The sequence below is a fragment of the Streptomyces sp. MBT65 genome, assembly GCF_016612545.1.
Taxonomy (GTDB): Bacteria; Actinomycetota; Actinomycetes; order Streptomycetales; family Streptomycetaceae; genus Streptomyces.
Map to the genome: position 1 here is coordinate 1 of NZ_JAENRY010000050.1, position 14,815 is coordinate 14,815.

General features: G+C 70.9%; 12 protein-coding genes. 6 read left to right on the forward strand and 6 right to left on the reverse strand.

The genetic code is table 11. The features are described from left to right. Nucleotides 1-1,518: amino acid permease (locus JHN63_RS13995; protein WP_200680121.1), on the forward strand; the 1,518-nt coding region annotated here is incomplete at its 5' end. Between the two features lie 24 nt (nucleotides 1,519-1,542). Then, nucleotides 1,543-2,490 carry a pseudouridine synthase gene (locus JHN63_RS14000; protein WP_200680122.1) on the forward strand — a complete coding sequence of 316 codons (948 nt, stop codon included), beginning with the start codon at nucleotides 1,543-1,545 and terminating at the stop codon, nucleotides 2,488-2,490. On the opposite strand, the gene JHN63_RS14005 is transcribed toward JHN63_RS14000, so the two are convergent. The 6 genes from JHN63_RS14005 to JHN63_RS14030 form a co-directional block, all read right to left on the reverse strand. Then, nucleotides 2,484-3,968 carry a cytochrome P450 gene (locus tag JHN63_RS14005; protein WP_200680123.1) on the reverse strand — a complete coding sequence of 495 codons (1,485 nt, stop codon included), beginning with the start codon at nucleotides 3,966-3,968 and terminating at the stop codon, nucleotides 2,484-2,486. The two genes, JHN63_RS14000 and JHN63_RS14005, sit on opposite strands and share 7 nt — an antisense overlap. 52 nt (nucleotides 3,969-4,020) lie before the next feature. Further along, nucleotides 4,021-4,641, reverse strand: coding sequence for an ATP/GTP-binding protein (locus tag JHN63_RS14010; protein WP_200680124.1), 621 nt, complete (start codon nucleotides 4,639-4,641; stop codon nucleotides 4,021-4,023). Further along, a complete protein-coding gene (locus tag JHN63_RS14015) occupies nucleotides 4,622-5,026 on the reverse strand; it encodes a DUF742 domain-containing protein (protein WP_200680125.1) in 405 nt (134 codons plus the stop codon). The genes JHN63_RS14010 and JHN63_RS14015 overlap by 20 nt, the downstream gene beginning before the upstream one ends. Then, on the reverse strand, nucleotides 5,023-5,430 hold the full coding sequence (locus JHN63_RS14020) for a roadblock/LC7 domain-containing protein (protein WP_019066134.1): 408 nt from the start codon (nucleotides 5,428-5,430) through the stop codon (nucleotides 5,023-5,025). Before JHN63_RS14020 ends, JHN63_RS14015 begins: the two co-directional genes overlap by 4 nt. Next, nucleotides 5,427-7,013 carry a sensor histidine kinase KdpD gene (locus JHN63_RS14025; RefSeq protein WP_200680126.1) on the reverse strand — a complete coding sequence of 529 codons (1,587 nt, stop codon included), beginning with the start codon at nucleotides 7,011-7,013 and terminating at the stop codon, nucleotides 5,427-5,429. Before JHN63_RS14025 ends, JHN63_RS14020 begins: the two co-directional genes overlap by 4 nt. A 297-nt stretch (nucleotides 7,014-7,310) precedes the next feature. Further along, nucleotides 7,311-7,946: a TetR/AcrR family transcriptional regulator gene (locus JHN63_RS14030; RefSeq protein ID WP_200680127.1), complete on the reverse strand. Its 636-nt coding sequence runs from the start codon at nucleotides 7,944-7,946 to the stop codon at nucleotides 7,311-7,313. 186 nt (nucleotides 7,947-8,132) lie between these two features. Between JHN63_RS14030 and JHN63_RS14035 the strand changes: the two genes are divergently transcribed. The 4 genes from JHN63_RS14035 to atzF are packed head-to-tail and all read left to right on the forward strand — an operon-like array spanning nucleotide 8,133 to nucleotide 14,765. After that, the gene (locus JHN63_RS14035) at nucleotides 8,133-8,957 is read left to right on the forward strand and encodes an urea amidolyase associated protein UAAP1 (protein ID WP_200680128.1); all 825 of its coding nucleotides are present in this window, start codon (nucleotides 8,133-8,135) and stop codon (nucleotides 8,955-8,957) included. Further along, on the forward strand, nucleotides 8,954-9,586 hold the full coding sequence (locus JHN63_RS14040; protein WP_200680129.1) for an urea amidolyase associated protein UAAP2: 633 nt from the start codon (nucleotides 8,954-8,956) through the stop codon (nucleotides 9,584-9,586). The genes JHN63_RS14035 and JHN63_RS14040 overlap by 4 nt, the downstream gene beginning before the upstream one ends. Continuing rightward, nucleotides 9,583-13,092: a 5-oxoprolinase/urea amidolyase family protein gene (locus JHN63_RS14045; RefSeq protein ID WP_200680130.1), complete on the forward strand. Its 3,510-nt coding sequence runs from the start codon at nucleotides 9,583-9,585 to the stop codon at nucleotides 13,090-13,092. The genes JHN63_RS14040 and JHN63_RS14045 overlap by 4 nt, the downstream gene beginning before the upstream one ends. Then, entirely contained in the window at nucleotides 13,089-14,765 is a 1,677-nt protein-coding gene (gene atzF, locus JHN63_RS14050; RefSeq protein ID WP_267953758.1) for an allophanate hydrolase, read from the forward strand. Before JHN63_RS14045 ends, atzF begins: the two co-directional genes overlap by 4 nt. Nucleotides 14,766-14,815 lie beyond the last annotated feature (50 nt).

A 14,815-nucleotide genomic window follows, 5' to 3' on the forward strand; every position in this document is an offset into this window, starting at 1 on the left:
GACCCGCCACACTCCCCCTCCCCCGACGACGGCTCCCTCGCGGAGTTCGGCTACCGCCAGGAGCTGCACCGCAGCCTCGGCCGGTACGCGTCGTTCGCGGCCGGGTTCTCCTTCATCTCCGTACTGACGACCGTCTTCCAGTTCTTCGCCTTCGGGTACGCGTTCGGCGGTGCCGTCTTCTTCTGGGCCTGGCCGGTGGTCCTGGTCGGCCAGTTGCTGGTGGCCGCGTGCTTCGCGGAGCTGGCCGCGCGCTACCCGATCTCCGGCGCGATCTACCAGTGGTCGTCCCGGCTCTCGAACGCGACCTTCGGCTGGTTCGCCGGCTGGATCATGGTGATCGGCCAGATCGTGGTCGTGGCCGCGGCGGCACTCGCCCTCCAGATGGTGCTGCCGGCGATCTGGTCGGGCTTCCAGCTCGTGGGCGGCGACCCGGCACCCACCTCACCGGACGGCGCGGCCAACGCGGCGGTCCTGGGCGTGATCCTGCTGGTCCTGACGACGCTGGTGAACATCCTCGACAACCGCGTGATGTCGGTGATCAACCGGGTCGGGGTGACGGCGGAGATCATCGGCGCGATCCTGATCGTCGTCCTCCTGCTGACCCACTCCAAGCGCACGCCGAGCATCACCTTCCACACGGGCGGCGGCCTGGAGAGCGGGCTGATCGGCGCGCTGCTGGTGGGCTCGTTCACGGCGGCGTACGTGATGATCGGCTTCGACAGCGCGGGCGAGATGAGCGAGGAGACCCACAACCCGCGCCGCACCGCGCCCCGCACGATCCTCACCGCGCTCAGCGCCGCCGGACTGCTCGGCGGCCTGATCATCCTCGGCGGCCTGCTCGCCGCCCCCAGCCTCACCGACGGCCACCTGGGCGTCGACGGCCTCAGCTACGTCCTGACGAGCAGCCTCGGCGACGGCGTGGGCAAGGCCCTGCTGGCGGACGTGGTGGTGGCGATCGCGGTGGCGACCCTCGCCATCCAGACGGCGGCCTGCCGCATGCTCTTCTCCATGGCCCGGGACACCCAACTCCCCTTCTCCGCCCGCCTGTCCAAGGTCAACCCCCGCACGGGCATGCCCAGCGCCCCGGCGATCGTCGTAGGCGTCCTCGCGGCGGCCCTGCTCCTCCTCAACTTCGCCTCCCCGGACGCCTTCCTCGCCATCGGCACCACCTGCATCGTGATGCTGTACCTCGCGTACGCGATGGTCACGGGCCCGCTCCTGCTCCGCCGCATACGCGGCGAGTTCGACGTGAACGGCACGGACGAGACGGGCGCCCCCCTCTTCTCCCTGGGCCGCTGGGGCATCCCGATCAACGCCCTGGCCCTCCTCTACGGCCTCGTCATGACCGTCAACCTGGCCTGGCCCCGGGCCGCGGTGTACGACCCGGCGGGCGGGCACTGGTACTTCCAGTGGTTCACGGTGTTGTTCCTGCTCGTCACGGTGGGGGCGGGATTCGGGTACCGGGTGTTCCGCGCCCGTACGGTCACGGAGGAGGCCGCCGAAGCAGTCCCCGCATGACCTGAGCGCCTACGCTTGATCGCAATGACCCGAAAGCGCCGTATCCCGCCCTCACCCCTCCCCCAACGCGACGGGGTGGACCCCGTGCGGGTCCGCCTGCCCCCCGAGGAATCCTGGACCACCGTGCGCGAGTACCTGGTGGACCGGCTCTCGGGGGCAGGTGACGGCGTCGTCGATCGGATGATGGACGACGGGCTGTTCGTCGGGGTGGACGGAGAGTCCGTGGCCGGGCTGCCGTACGAACCGGGCATGTTCGTGTGGTTTCACCGGGACCTGCCCGCCGAGGTGCCGGTGCCCTTCCCGGTGGACGTCGTGTACCGCGACGAGCACATCGTCGTCGCCGACAAGCCGCATTTCCTTGCCACCACACCGCGTGGCAGTCATGTCGTCGAGACGGCGCTCGCGCGGCTGCGCAGGGAGTTGGGGATCCCGGCGCTGGGGGCCGCGCACCGGCTCGACCGGCTCACCGCGGGGCTCGTGCTGTTCACGGTGCGGCCCGAGGAACGGGGCGCGTACCAGGCGCTGTTCCGGGAGAAGCGGGTGCGGAAGGAGTACGAGGCGGTCGCACCGTACGACTCGGGGGTCAGCCTTCCTACCACCGTGCGGTCCCGGATTCTCAAGGAGCGTGGGGTGATGGCCGCGCGGCAGGTCGAGGGTGAGGTCAACGCCGTCAGCCGGGTCGAGCTGGTCGAGGAGCGGGGGGACGGGCTCGCCCGGTACCGGCTGCTGCCCAGTACCGGGCAGACGCATCAACTGCGCGTCCACATGAGCGCGTTGGGCGTGCCCATCCTCGGCGATCCGCTGTATCCCGTGGTCAACGACCCCGTACCGGACGGCGACTTCCGGCGCCCGCTCCAACTGCTGGCGCGGGCACTGGAGTTCACCGATCCGGTCACGGGGATCGAGCACCGGTTCCGTAGCGGGCGGGTGCTCGAGGCGTGGTCCTCCTACGGTGACTGGGCCGGTCAGTAGCCTCGCCACCACCTCAACAGCCGCTGCCACGGGCCCAGTTGGTGGACCGGCTCCGGTGTCGCCACCGGCTGGGGCGGCGGCGTCGGCTCCGGCAGGGGCGCCGCCACCGGTGCCGGGTCCGGGTCGGACGTCATGCCGACGTGCCAGGTGTGGCGTGCTTGCGGGACCGCCGCGTGGCTGGGCTTCTCCGACACGTCCTGCGGCGGCTTCGGGGCGAACTGCACCGGGAGTTCCACCAGATGACGCGAGGCGATGGACGCCGTCCAGCTCAACTCGTCCTCGTCGACGTCGAGTTCGATGTCCGGCAGCCGCATCAGCAGCGCGTCCACCCCGGTGTCGGCGATGGCACGGCCGATGTCCTGGCCGGGGCACTCGTGCGGTCCGCCGCCGAAGGCCAGGTGCGAGCGGTTGCCCATCATGTTGGCCTTGAGGTCGGGCCGCACCCGGGGATCCACGTTGCCCGGCGCCGGCGCGAACAGGAGCCCGTCGCCCTTGCGGATCCGCTGACCGCCCAACTCCGTGTCCTGCTTGGCGAAGTAGGCGAACACGGTGGAGAACGGCGGCTCGTCCCACAGGGACTGCTCGACCGCCTCCGGCACCGTCATCTGCCCGCCGTTGAGCTGCGCGCGGAAGCGCGGGTCGGTGATGACCATGCGCAGCGCGTTGGCGAGGAGGTTGGTGGTGGCCTCGTAGGCGGCGAAGAGGACGAGCCGCAGGTGCTCCCTGACCTCGTCGTCGCTGAGCCCCGCCGGGTGGGCGATGAGGTGGCTGGTGAAGTCGTCCGCGGGCTGGGACCGGCGCAGCACGGTGAGCCGGCTGAGCGCGTCCATGACGTACTGGTGGCTGACGATCGCGGTCGCGGTGCCCTTGAGGGCGTCGCGGGCCGCCTCCACCATCTGCTCGTTGTACTCGTCGGGCATGCCGAGGATCTCGCACAGCACGGCCATCGGCAGGTGCTCGCAGAACTGGCCGACGAGTTCCGCGTGCCCCTGCTCGCAGAAGGTGTTGGCGAGGATCTGGGTGTAGCGGTTGATGTGCCGGCGGATGCCGCGCGGGTCGATCGTCGACATGGCGCCGGTCACCGCCCCGCGCAGCCGCAGGTGTTCGTCGCCCTCGGCGTGCGAGGCGATGGGCTGCCAGGCGATGTGCGGCATCAGCGGGTGGTCGGGCTTGACCATGCCCTCGCGCAGCGGCGTCCAGATCCGGCTGTCGCGGCTGTACTGCGAGGGCGTACGCACCATGTGCAGGTTCTCGGTGTGGCCGAGGACGACCCAGATCGGTACGTCGTCGTGGAGCAACACCGGTGCCACGGTGCCGTGTTCGGCGCGGAGTTTCTCGTAGAGGGCGCCCAGGTCCGCCGCTTCGGGGCCGAACAGCCGGTGCAGTCCGCCGGGCCCCTGGCCGTGTGCGGGGCAGCCGGGTGGCGGACCGAGCCTGGTGTCGTCCGTATCGGTCGGGGAGTGCGGTTCAGGCGTCACAGTGATCGCTCCGAGAACTGAAGTGGATCCGGTGTCGGGGGAGTTGGGCGGGTCAGGTGAGTGAGCCCGTCATCGCCAGGGAGTGCAGGAAGCGCATCAGGGTCATCAGGACGTCCCGGCTGGAGGCGCGGCGGCGCGCGTCGCACTCGATGATCGGGATGTCCGGGGACAGGTCGAGCGCCGTACGCAGGTCCTCGATGGGGTAATGGGGCCCGTCCGGGAAGGAGTTGACGGCGATCACGAACGGCACCCCGCGCTCCTCCAGCCGTCCTATGACGTCGAAGCTGACTTCGAGGCGCCGGGTGTCGATCAGCACCACCGCGCCGAGGGCGCCCTCGAACAGCCCGTTCCACAGGAACCAGAAGCGTTCCTGGCCGGGGGTGCCGAACAGGTACAGCACCAGTTGGTCGGTGATGCTGATGCGGCCGAAGTCCATGGCGACGGTGGTGGCCGTCTTGCTCTCCGAGCCGTAGTTGTCGTCGACGCCGACGCCGGCCTGCGTCATGGTCTCCTCGGTGGTCAGCGGCCTGATCTCGCTGACCGAACCGACCATGGTCGTCTTGCCGACCCCGAAGCCGCCGACGATCACGATCTTCACCGCGGCCTGGGCCGTGTGCGGGAGATGGTCCTCGGTCCGCGGACCCGTGATGGTGTCAGAGCTTTTGAAGTCCATGCATCACCGCTTCGAGGAGGGAACGGTCGGGGAGCGCCTGGCGGACGATCGGGGCGCGCGCCTGCACCAGTTCGGCCGTCAGCAGCTCGGTGAGCAGGACCGTCACCACGCTGTACGGCAGGTTGAGGTAGGCCGACAGCTCGGCCACGGACAGCGGGGCGATACAGAGCCCGAGCAGCGCCGCCTGTTCCGGAGTGGCCGACTGCGGCGCGTCGGAACGCGCCACGATCAGCGTGACCAGGTCGAGTTCGGCCCGGTCACCGTCCTCGGTCGCGCCGGTGAGCACGTACAGCCGCTCCGGGATCTTTCCCTCGCCCTGTTTCCTGCCGGGTTCGGGCGGCGGTTTCTCCGCGGGTTGTCGCCGCCGGCGTTGCGGAGGAGTCATACGGTCTGCCCGTTGCGCCTCGGCGGGCTGGTGAGGTGGGCGCCGATTCTGACGACGAGGTCACGCATGCGGTTGCTCATCAGGCCGGGTTCGGCGACCACGTCGGACAGGACGGCCAGATAGGCGTTGGCGCCCGCGGCCATCAGATAGAAGTAGCCGCCGTTGATCTCGATGATGACCATCTTCATCCGGCCGTCGCTGCCCGGGATCTCGGAGGCGACGGCACCCGCCAGGCTCTGCAGTCCGGCGCAGGCCGCGGCGACGCGGTCGGCCGCGTCCGGGTCGCCGCCGTAGCGGGCGATGCGCAGCCCGTCGGCGGAGAGCACGACGATCTGCTGGATGCCGGGCACGCCGTCGGCGAGATCCTTCAGCATCCAGTCGAAGTTGGCGCGCTGCTGGATCACTTGAGGTCCCCCTCGTCGTCGGCCTCGACACGGGCCGGCTCGGTCTTCTGGATGAAAGCGTTCGGGTCCGGGTCACCCTTGAGGCCTTCCATGAACGCCTCGACCCACAGGCCCGGTTCGGGTTCGTCCTTCTTCTCCGGCTCGGGCTCGGGCGTCGCCCACGCGGAGCGGGCCTCCCTCGCGGCGGCCTCGGCGCGCTCGGCGGCGGCCTGTTCGGCGTAGCGCTGGGCGAGCGGGACCTTGACCCGGCTGCGGCGCTGCGGCAGGCCGCCCGCCGTCCACTCGGTGACCTCGGGAACCTCGTCCTCCATGCTCACCGAGGCCGGGATGCGCGGGCTCGTGGGGCGGCGCCGCTTGATCGTGCGCTTGGGGCCGGGGACCGCGCCGAGCTCCGCCTTGGGCAGCGCGGTGGCGCCGATGCCGTGGGCGAGTCCGGGCGCGGTGCCGGGGGTGAGCATCTCGCTGGGCACGATGAGGACGGCGCGGACGCCGCCGTAGGCCGAGGCGCGCAGCGAGATCTGCATGTTGTACGTCGCGCAGAGCCGGCCGACGACCTGGAGGCCCAGGCGCGGGCTCTCGCCGAGGTCCTGGAGGTCGGTGCCGGCCTTCGCGCGCTCCAGCATGCCCTCGGCGCGGGCCCGGGACTCCTCGCTGAGGCTGACGCCGCCGTCCTCGATCTCGATGGCGACACCGGTCTGCACCTCTACGGCGGTGACGTGGACCTTGGTCTGCGGGGGCGAGTAGCGGGTGGCGTTGTCGAGGAGTTCGGCCGCCGCGTGGATGACCGGCTCGACGGAGATGCCGCGGATGTTGACCTTGGCGATGGAGTGCAGCTCGATGCGCCGGTACTCCAGGATGCGGGACATGGCGCCGCGCAACACGCTGTACAGCGGCACCGGTTCGGGCCACTGGCGGCCGGGGCGGCCACCGCCGAGCACCGAGATGGAGTCGGCGAGCCGGCCGATCAGCGCGGTGCCGTGGTCGATGCGCAGGAGGTCGTCGAAGACCTCGGGGTTGCGGCCGTGGTCCTCCTCCATCTCCCGGAGTTCCTTGGCCTGTTGGTGGACGATGGCCTGCACTCGGCGGGCGATGCTGACGAAGGAGCGCTGCGCGGAGTCACGCATGTTCTCCTCGCGCTGCACGATGTTGAGCACGGTCCTCAGCAAGTCGCGCTGCGGCTGGGGAAGTTGCCGCCAGTCGGGATCGGCGTCCACGACTTGGCGAATCACCTCTCCGGGGGATTCTCCGCTGCTGAGCCGGTGGAGCGTGGCGGGCAGGATCTCCTTGCCGAGGCGGACCGTCTCCAGGGTCTGGTCGGCGATCCGCCGTTCCAGATACGCGGTGTGACGGTCGTGCTCGGCGCGCAGGTTCCGCAGGTTGCGTCCGCGGCGTACCGCTTCGGCCGCCGTCGCGATCACCAGGAGTGTGGCGACGGCTCCGCACCAGCCGACGGCGATCCGGGCCGGCCCCGCCACCAGGGCGACGGCGGCCCCGGTCGCCGCGGCCATCACTATGGCAGGCGGCAACAGCACGCGCGCGTAGGGAAGTTCACGGCCACCGGGAGGCGATTGAACACTCACCATGTATGCCCTCTGAAGACAGGTCGGCTGGGGGGATCGAGAGACTCTGGGGGGAGGCTCTGGGGGGGAGCTTCTGTATCTTTTGCATGTTTGGGAACAAGCGCACGAATACAGCCCAACTCGGTGCGCTGCGGGCGAGCTTAGTCCGACCGGATCACCGCTGTGTCATATTCGGCAAGCCCCTGAAAAGGGACATCGGAGAGGAGTACCCTCAGCCCATTTACACGCTGCGCCTTCATTCGCACACGATGAGTAACTGGATGCGGACGTACGAAAATCACTCACCGTAACGGGTGAGGTTCAGCTTCCGGCGATACGCAGCGCGGCGTCGGCCGTCGCCTCCGCGAAGGCGGAGACGGGCCGCTCGGGGTCGGAGCGATGGACGAGGATGACACCCTCGATCAGCCCGAACACCAGGTCCGTGCGCAGCTCGAGATCGCTCTTGGCGAGCGCCCCGCCGGCGGCCGTCGCGGCCAGCAACTGCCGGTAGGCGTCCTTGAGTTCGGCGCGCACGGCATGGAAGCCGGCGAAGCGTTCGGCGCGCACCTCGGGCAGCAGATAGAGCCCGCCGAGGTTGTGCGAACCGCCGCACAGCAGCTCCACGTCGGTCCGGCACAGCTCCCACAACCGGCTCTCGGCCGGGGTCGCGTCGTCCGCCAGCAGCTCCCGTGCGCAGGCCAGCGAGGGCGTGACCGTGGACTCCAGGAGGTCCGCGAGCAGCTCCTCCTTGCCGGAGACGTAGTGGTACATCGACGCCTGCCGCATACCCGCCCGCTCGGCGACGGCCCGGGTGGTGGTGGCCGCGTAGCCGCGGGTGGTGAACAACTCGGCGGCGGCACGCAGCAGTTCGTCCCGCGGGGACAGTCCGCTGTCCGGCCGCTGATCGGCCCGCGGCCTGCCGACCCGACGGCCTCCCTGCGCACCCGTTGTCCCCATGCGTTCGATCCTCGCACACGGCCCCGCACCCCGGACGCCCCGCGAACTCCCGACGATCTCCGTGAGGGCTCGGTAACCGAGCGGCAACACCCGGGCAACCCCGTCGACCCGACCGCCTCCTAATTTCTGTCGAGCGACAGAAATGTCGTACGACCGAGACGTCCCCGCAGCCGGAGGTCCCCCGCGATGGCGACAGCGACCACTTACGGAGCCCGCGCCCATGCCCGCGCCCAGGAGGGCACCCGGGCCGAGGCCATGCCCGTCGTCCCGGCCGCCGACTGGCCGGCCCCGCCCTGCGAGGCGGGCCACCTGGTGTGGGCCGAGACCGTCGCGGGCGGCAACTACACCCACCGCGTCCTGGCCCGCGGCACCGAACTCCGCCTGACCGACCTGCGCGGCGACGCCTGCGCCCACCTGCTCCTGTACGCGGCCGACCGCCCCTGGGAGCGGCTGAACGTCGCCGACACGGTCAAGGTCCAGTGGAACGCCTACCTCGGCGAGGGCCAGCTCCTCCTCTCCGACCAGGGCCGCGTCCTCGCCTCCCTGGTCGCCGACACTTCCGGCCGCCACGACGCCCTGTGCGGCACCTCCACGCTCGTCCGCAACACCGAGCGCTACGGCGACGGCACCCCGCAGTCCGACTCCCCTGCCGGACGGGAGCTGTTCAAGCTCGCCGCCGCCAAGAACGGCCTGGAACCACGGGACCTGCCGCCCTCGCTCTCCTTCTTCCAGGGCGTCGAGGTCCGCGACGACGGCTCCCTCGACTTCACCGGCTCGACCGGCCCCGGCGGCAGCGTGACCCTGCGCGCCGAGCAGGACGTGACCGTACTGATCGCGAACGTGCCCCACCCGGCCGACCCGCGCGAGGCCTACGTCAGCACCCCGCTGGAGGTGCTCGCCTGGCGCGCCGAGGCCACCGGACCGGGCGACCCGCTGTGGGAAGCCACACCCGAAGGCCGCCGCGCCTTCCTCAACACCACGGAATTCCTTGCCGCGAGGGGGCTCATATGAAGACCGCGACCGTCCCGGCCCGCGCCGCCTGGTCCACCGTCGTCCGCACCGGCGAGACCCTCACCATCACCGACCTGCACGGCAACCAGGCTGTCGACTTCCTCGTCTACGACGCCCACGACACGTCGGTCCGCTACAGCGCCCCCGACACCATCCACGCCCAGGGCAACCTCTTCCTCACCACCGGCAGCGTGCTCATGTCCAACGAGCACACCCCGCTGATGACCGTCACCGCCGACGAGGTCGGCCGACACGACACCGTCGGCGGCGCCTGCTCCAAGGAGTCCAACACCCTGCGCTACGGCCATCACACCTGGTCGCAGCACGCGTGCGTGGACAACTTCCTCGCCGAGGGCGCCAAGTACGGCCTGGGCAAAAGGGACTTGGTCTCCAACATCAACTGGTACATGAACGTGCCGGTCGAGAAGGACGGCACCCTCGGCATCGTCGACGGCCTCTCCGCCCCGGGCCTGAAACTGACCCTGCGCGCCGAACGCGACGTCCTGGTCCTGGTCTCCAACTGCCCCCAGATCAACAACCCTTGCAACGGCTTCGAGCCGACGGCCGTGGAGATGACGATCACCGAAGCGACCGTTGAAGAGGGCGCCGCCCAAGGGGATGCCGCATGACCTTCGACACGCTGCTGATCGCCAACCGGGGCGAGATCGCCGTCCGCGTCATCCGCACCGCCCGTGAACTCGGCCTGCGCACGGTCGCCGTGTACTCCGACGCCGACCGCTCGGCCCCCCACGTACGGCTCGCCGACGAGGCGGTACGGCTCGGCCCGGCACCGGCCAAAGAGTCCTACCTGGACGCCGACCTGGTGCTCAAGGCGGCCAAGGACACCGGCGCGGGAGCGATCCACCCCGGTTACGGCTTCCTCTCCGAGGACGCGGCCTTCGCCCGCCGCTGCGAGGACGCCGGCATCGTCTTCGTCGGCCCGACGCCCGCCCAACTCGAGCTGTTCGGCGCCAAACACACCGCACGGGCGGCGGCCGAGGCGGCGAACGTCCAACTGGCGCCCGGCACAGGCCTGTTGGCGGACCTGGACGAGGCACTCACCCAGGCAGCCCTGATCGGCTACCCCGTCATGCTCAAGGCGACCGGCGGAGGCGGCGGTATCGGCATGTCGGCATGTCGCTCAGCCGATGAACTGACCGAATCCTGGGAGCGCGTGCAACGCGTGGCCGCCGCCTCCTTCTCCTCCGCAGGCGTCTTCCTGGAACGCCTCGTCGAGCACGCCCGCCATGTCGAGGTACAGGTCTTCGGCGACGGCGAGGGCAGGGTCGTCACCTTCGGCGACCGCGACTGCTCCCTCCAACGCCGTAACCAGAAGGTGGTGGAGGAGGCCCCGGCACCGGGCCTTCCCGACGCTATCCGCGCCCAACTGGCCTCTTCCGCGCGCGACTTGTGCGCCTCGGTCGGCTACCGTTCCGCCGGAACCGTCGAGTTCGTCTACGACGCCGCCCGCGAGGAGGCCTACTTCCTGGAGGTCAACACCCGTCTCCAGGTGGAACATCCGGTCACCGAGGAGATCTACGGCGTCGACCTGGTCGCCTGGATGCTGCGCCTGGCCCGCGGCGAGCGGGACGTGGTGCAGGACCCCGGCGCCCCGCGCGGCCACGCCGTCGAGGCCCGCGTCTACGCCGAGGACCCGTCCCGCGAACACCGGCCCAGCGCGGGCCTGTTGACCCGGGTCGAGTTCCCGCAGGGCGTGCGCGTCGACGGCTGGGTGGAGACGGGCACCGAGGTGACGACGTCGTACGACCCGATGCTCGCGAAGGTCATCGCCTACGGCCCGGACCGCGCCCAGGCGCTGCGCCGGCTCGACGACGCGCTGGCCCGCACCCGGGTGGACGGCATCGAGACCAACCTGGGCCTGGTCCGGGCGGCGCTCGCGGAGCCGGACTTCCGTACGGCCACCCACTCCACGGCGACCCTCGCCGGCGTCACCGATCCCACTCCCCGCATCGAGATCGTCGCGGGCGGCACCCTCACCACGGTCCAGGACTGGCCAGGGCGTACCGGCTACTGGCAGGTCGGCGTCCCCCCGTGCGGCCCGATGGACGACCTCTCCTTCCGCCTCGGCAACCGCGCGCTCGGCAACGAGGAGGGCACCCCCGGCCTCGAATGCACGCTCCAGGGACCGACGTTGAGGTTCACCCACGCCACCACCGTGTGCGTGACGGGCGCCCCGGCACCGGTGACGGTCGACGGCACTGCGATCCCCCAGTGGGAACCGGTGACGGTACCCGCGGGCGCGGTCCTGGAGATCGGCACCCCGGCTCAACACGGCCTGCGCACCTACGTGTTGTTCGCGGGCGGCCTGGACGTGCCCGCCTTCCTCGGCAGCGCGAGCACCTTCACCCTGGGCCGCTTCGGCGGCCACGGCGGCCGGGCGCTGCGCACGGGTGACGTCCTGCACGGCGGCACGGTCGCCGAGGGCACCCCGGTGCCACCCGTCGACCGTCCGACCTTCGACGCCGTATGGGACGTGGCGGCGGTCGAAGGCCCGCACGCGGCACCGGAGTTCTTCACCGAGGACGACATCCACGACTTCTACGCGGCCGACTGGAAGGTCCACTTCAACTCGGCGCGCACGGGCGTGCGTCTGGTCGGCCCGAAGCCCCGCTGGGCCCGCACCGACGGCGGCGAGGCGGGTCTGCACCCGTCCAACATCCACGACACCCCGTACTCGGTCGGCGCCGTCGACTACACGGGCGACATGCCGGTACTTCTCGGCCCCGACGGTCCGTCCCTCGGCGGATTCGTCTGCCCGGCGACGGTCATCAGCCAAGAGCGCTGGAAACTGGGCCAGTTCAGGCCCGGCGACACCGTGCGCTTCGTCCCGGTGAACGTCGACGGCTCGCCCCGCCCCGACATCGTGGACGGCGGAATCCTGGCCCGGGACGGAGACGTCACCTTCCGGCGCAGCGGCGACGACAACCTCCTCATCGAATTCGGCCCCATGCAACTGGACTTGGCGCAGCGCATGCGGGTCCACGCCCTGATGGAGGCGATCACGGAGGCCGACTTCGAGGGCGTCACGGACCTCACCCCCGGCATCCGCTCCCTCCAGATCCAGACGGACCCGAGCCGTCTCCCCCAATCTCAACTCCTCGCCGCCGTAAGGGAGATAGCGGAGAGCCTCCCGCCCACCGACCAACTGATCGTCCCCTCCCGCACGGTCCACCTCCCCCTCTCCTGGGACGACCCGGCCACCCGCGAGGCCATCGCCCGCTACATGGCCGGCGTCCGCGACGACGCCCCCTGGTGCCCCTGGAACATCGAGTTCATCCGCCGCGTCAACGGCCTGGACTCGGTCGAGGACGTCTACGGCACGGTCTTCGACGCCGAATACCTCGTACTGGGCCTGGGAGACGTCTACTTGGGCGCCCCGGTGGCGACCCCGCTGGACCCGCGCCACCGCCTGGTCACCACCAAGTACAACCCGGCCCGCACCTGGACCGCCGAGAACTCGGTCGGCATCGGCGGGGCGTACCTGTGCATCTACGGCATGGAGGGCCCCGGCGGCTACCAGTTCGTGGGCCGTACGACCCAGGTGTGGTCGGGCTGGCAGCAGCGCGGCGCGTTCGAACCGGGCTCCCCGTGGCTGCTGCGCTTCTTCGACCGCATCAAGTGGTACCCGGTGGAGGCGGACGAACTCCTGGAACTCCGGGCCGACATCACCTCCGGCCGCTTCGTCCCGCGTATCGAGGAGGGCACGTTCTCGCTCGCCGAGTACGAGGCGTTCCTCGCCGAACACGCCGATTCCATCGCGGAGTTCAGGTCCCGCCAGCAGACCGCGTTCGGCGCGGAACGCGATGCCTGGGAGGCGGCGGGCGAGTTCACCCGGGCGGAGGCGGCAGCGGCCCCGGCGCCACCGCAGGCCGAGGTGACGGTCCCGGCGGGCGGCCGCCTGGTGGAGGCCGAATTCGCGGCGTCCGTCTGGCAGTTGAACGTGGAAGCCGGCGACGAGGTCACCGTCGGCCAACCCCTCCTGGCCCTGGAGGCGATGAAGATGGAGTCCAGGGTGCACGCCCCGATGGCGGGCGTGGTGACAGAGATCCTGGCCCGACCCGGCGACCAGGTGGAAGCGGGAACGGCGTTGCTGATCCTCGCCCCGGCAAGCTGAACCGCAAGGAGCAAGAAGAGATGTCGAGCATCGTGTCCCGAGTCCGCGCCGCCTACGCCCGCGTCGAGGCGGTGGACCGCCCCGAGATCTGGATCGACCTGCGCCCGCAGGCAGAGGTCGAGCAGGAGGCGCGGGCACTGGACGAGCGCGTGCGGGCAGGCGAGCAACTCCCGCTCGCGGGCCGCCTGTTCGCGGCGAAGGGCAACATAGACGTCCACGGCCTCCCGACGACGGCGGGCTGCCCGTCGTACGCCTACGCACCGGAGAGCGACGCCCCGGTGGTGGCCCGTCTCCGCGCGGCCGGCGCGCTCGTGCTCGGCACGACGAACCTCGACCAGTTCGCCACGGGCCTGGTGGGCACCCGCTCCCCCTACGGCGCGGTGCGCAACGCCCATGACCCGGCGCGGATCAGCGGCGGCTCCAGCGCCGGTTCGGCCGTCGCCGTGGCCCTGGGCATCGTCGACTTCGCGCTCGGCACCGACACGGCGGGCTCGGGCCGGGTGCCCGCCGCCTTCAACGGCATCGTCGGCCTCAAGCCCACCAAGGGCCTGGTGCCCACGGAGGGCGTGGTTCCGGCCTGCGCGTCGATCGACTGCGTGACGGTCTTCGCCCGCACTCTCCCGGAGGCGGAGCAGGCCCTGTCCTTCATGGCCGCTCCGCCGGACCGGGACCTCCCGCCCCTCCCCCAGCGCGCACCGGGCCCGTGGCGCGTCGCGGTGGCGGCACGGGACGACCTGGGCGAGTTGGACGAGGGCTGGGCGGAGGCGTACGAGGCGGCGGTGGAGCAGCTCAGGGGCGCGGGCGCCGAGATCCGCACCCTGGACCTCACCCCCTTCACCGAGGCGGCGGCGATGCTCTACCAGGGGGCGTTCGTGGCCGAGCGCTACGCGGCGGTGGGGAACTTTGTCGACAAGGCGATCGCAGACGGCGCGTCGGACCTGGACCCCACAGTCACCGACATCATCACCCGAGCCCGGGACATCCCGGCCCACCAGCTCTACACCGACCAGGCCCGCCTGACCGCACTCCGAACCCACGCCCTCTCCGAACTGGCCGACGCGGACGCCCTGTTGCTCCCGACCACCCCGGGCCACCCCACCCTGGCCGAGGTGGCGGCGGACCCCCTGGGCGCGAACGCCCGCCTGGGCCGCTTCACCAACTCGACCAACCTCTTCGACCTGGCAGCGGTGGCCGTCCCCTCGGGCCAGGTGAACGGACTCCCCTTCGGCGTGATGCTGATCGGCCCGGCATACACGGACGACCGCCTGGCACGGATCGCCCGCGAGCTGGAACCGACGCTCCAACTGGCGGTAGTGGGCGCCCACTTGACGGGCCAGCCTCTGAACCCCCAACTACTGTCCCTGGGCGCCCGTTTGGACCGCACGACGACAACGGCCCCGGTGTACCGCCTGCACGCCTTGGCAACAACTCCGCCCAAGCCGGGCTTGGTTCACGTGGGCGAGGGCGGAGCGGCCATAGAGACAGAGGTCTGGCGCCTACCGGCCGAGGGCTTGGGCCGCTTGCTGGCGGCCCTGCCGCGCCCGATGACGCTGGGGAGCGTGGAGTTGTCGGACGGCACGAGGGTCCCGGGCTTCCTCTGCGAGCCGGGTGCGCTGTCCAACGCAGAGGACATCACCGGGTACGGCGCCTGGCGGGCGTACCTGGACCGGTAGTTCTCAGGGGCGCGGGGCTGTGTCGATATGCGGCTCCGCCGCGTGGGCGC

What these genes read in the sequence shown, in the direction of transcription:
- JHN63_RS14000 (WP_200680122.1), top strand. Translation starts at nt 1,543, where the DNA reads ATGACCCGAAAGCGCCGTATCCCGCCCTCACCCCTCCCCCAACGCGAC.
- JHN63_RS14010 (WP_200680124.1), bottom strand. Translation starts at nt 4,641, where the DNA reads ATGGACTTCAAAAGCTCTGACACCATCACGGGTCCGCGGACCGAGGAC.
- JHN63_RS14015 (WP_200680125.1), bottom strand. Translation starts at nt 5,026, where the DNA reads ATGACTCCTCCGCAACGCCGGCGGCGACAACCCGCGGAGAAACCGCCG.
- JHN63_RS14025 (WP_200680126.1), bottom strand. Translation starts at nt 7,013, where the DNA reads ATGGTGAGTGTTCAATCGCCTCCCGGTGGCCGTGAACTTCCCTACGCG.
- JHN63_RS14030 (WP_200680127.1), bottom strand. Translation starts at nt 7,946, where the DNA reads ATGGGGACAACGGGTGCGCAGGGAGGCCGTCGGGTCGGCAGGCCGCGG.
- JHN63_RS14035 (WP_200680128.1), top strand. Translation starts at nt 8,133, where the DNA reads ATGGCGACAGCGACCACTTACGGAGCCCGCGCCCATGCCCGCGCCCAG.
- JHN63_RS14040 (WP_200680129.1), top strand. Translation starts at nt 8,954, where the DNA reads ATGAAGACCGCGACCGTCCCGGCCCGCGCCGCCTGGTCCACCGTCGTC.
- JHN63_RS14045 (WP_200680130.1), top strand. Translation starts at nt 9,583, where the DNA reads ATGACCTTCGACACGCTGCTGATCGCCAACCGGGGCGAGATCGCCGTC.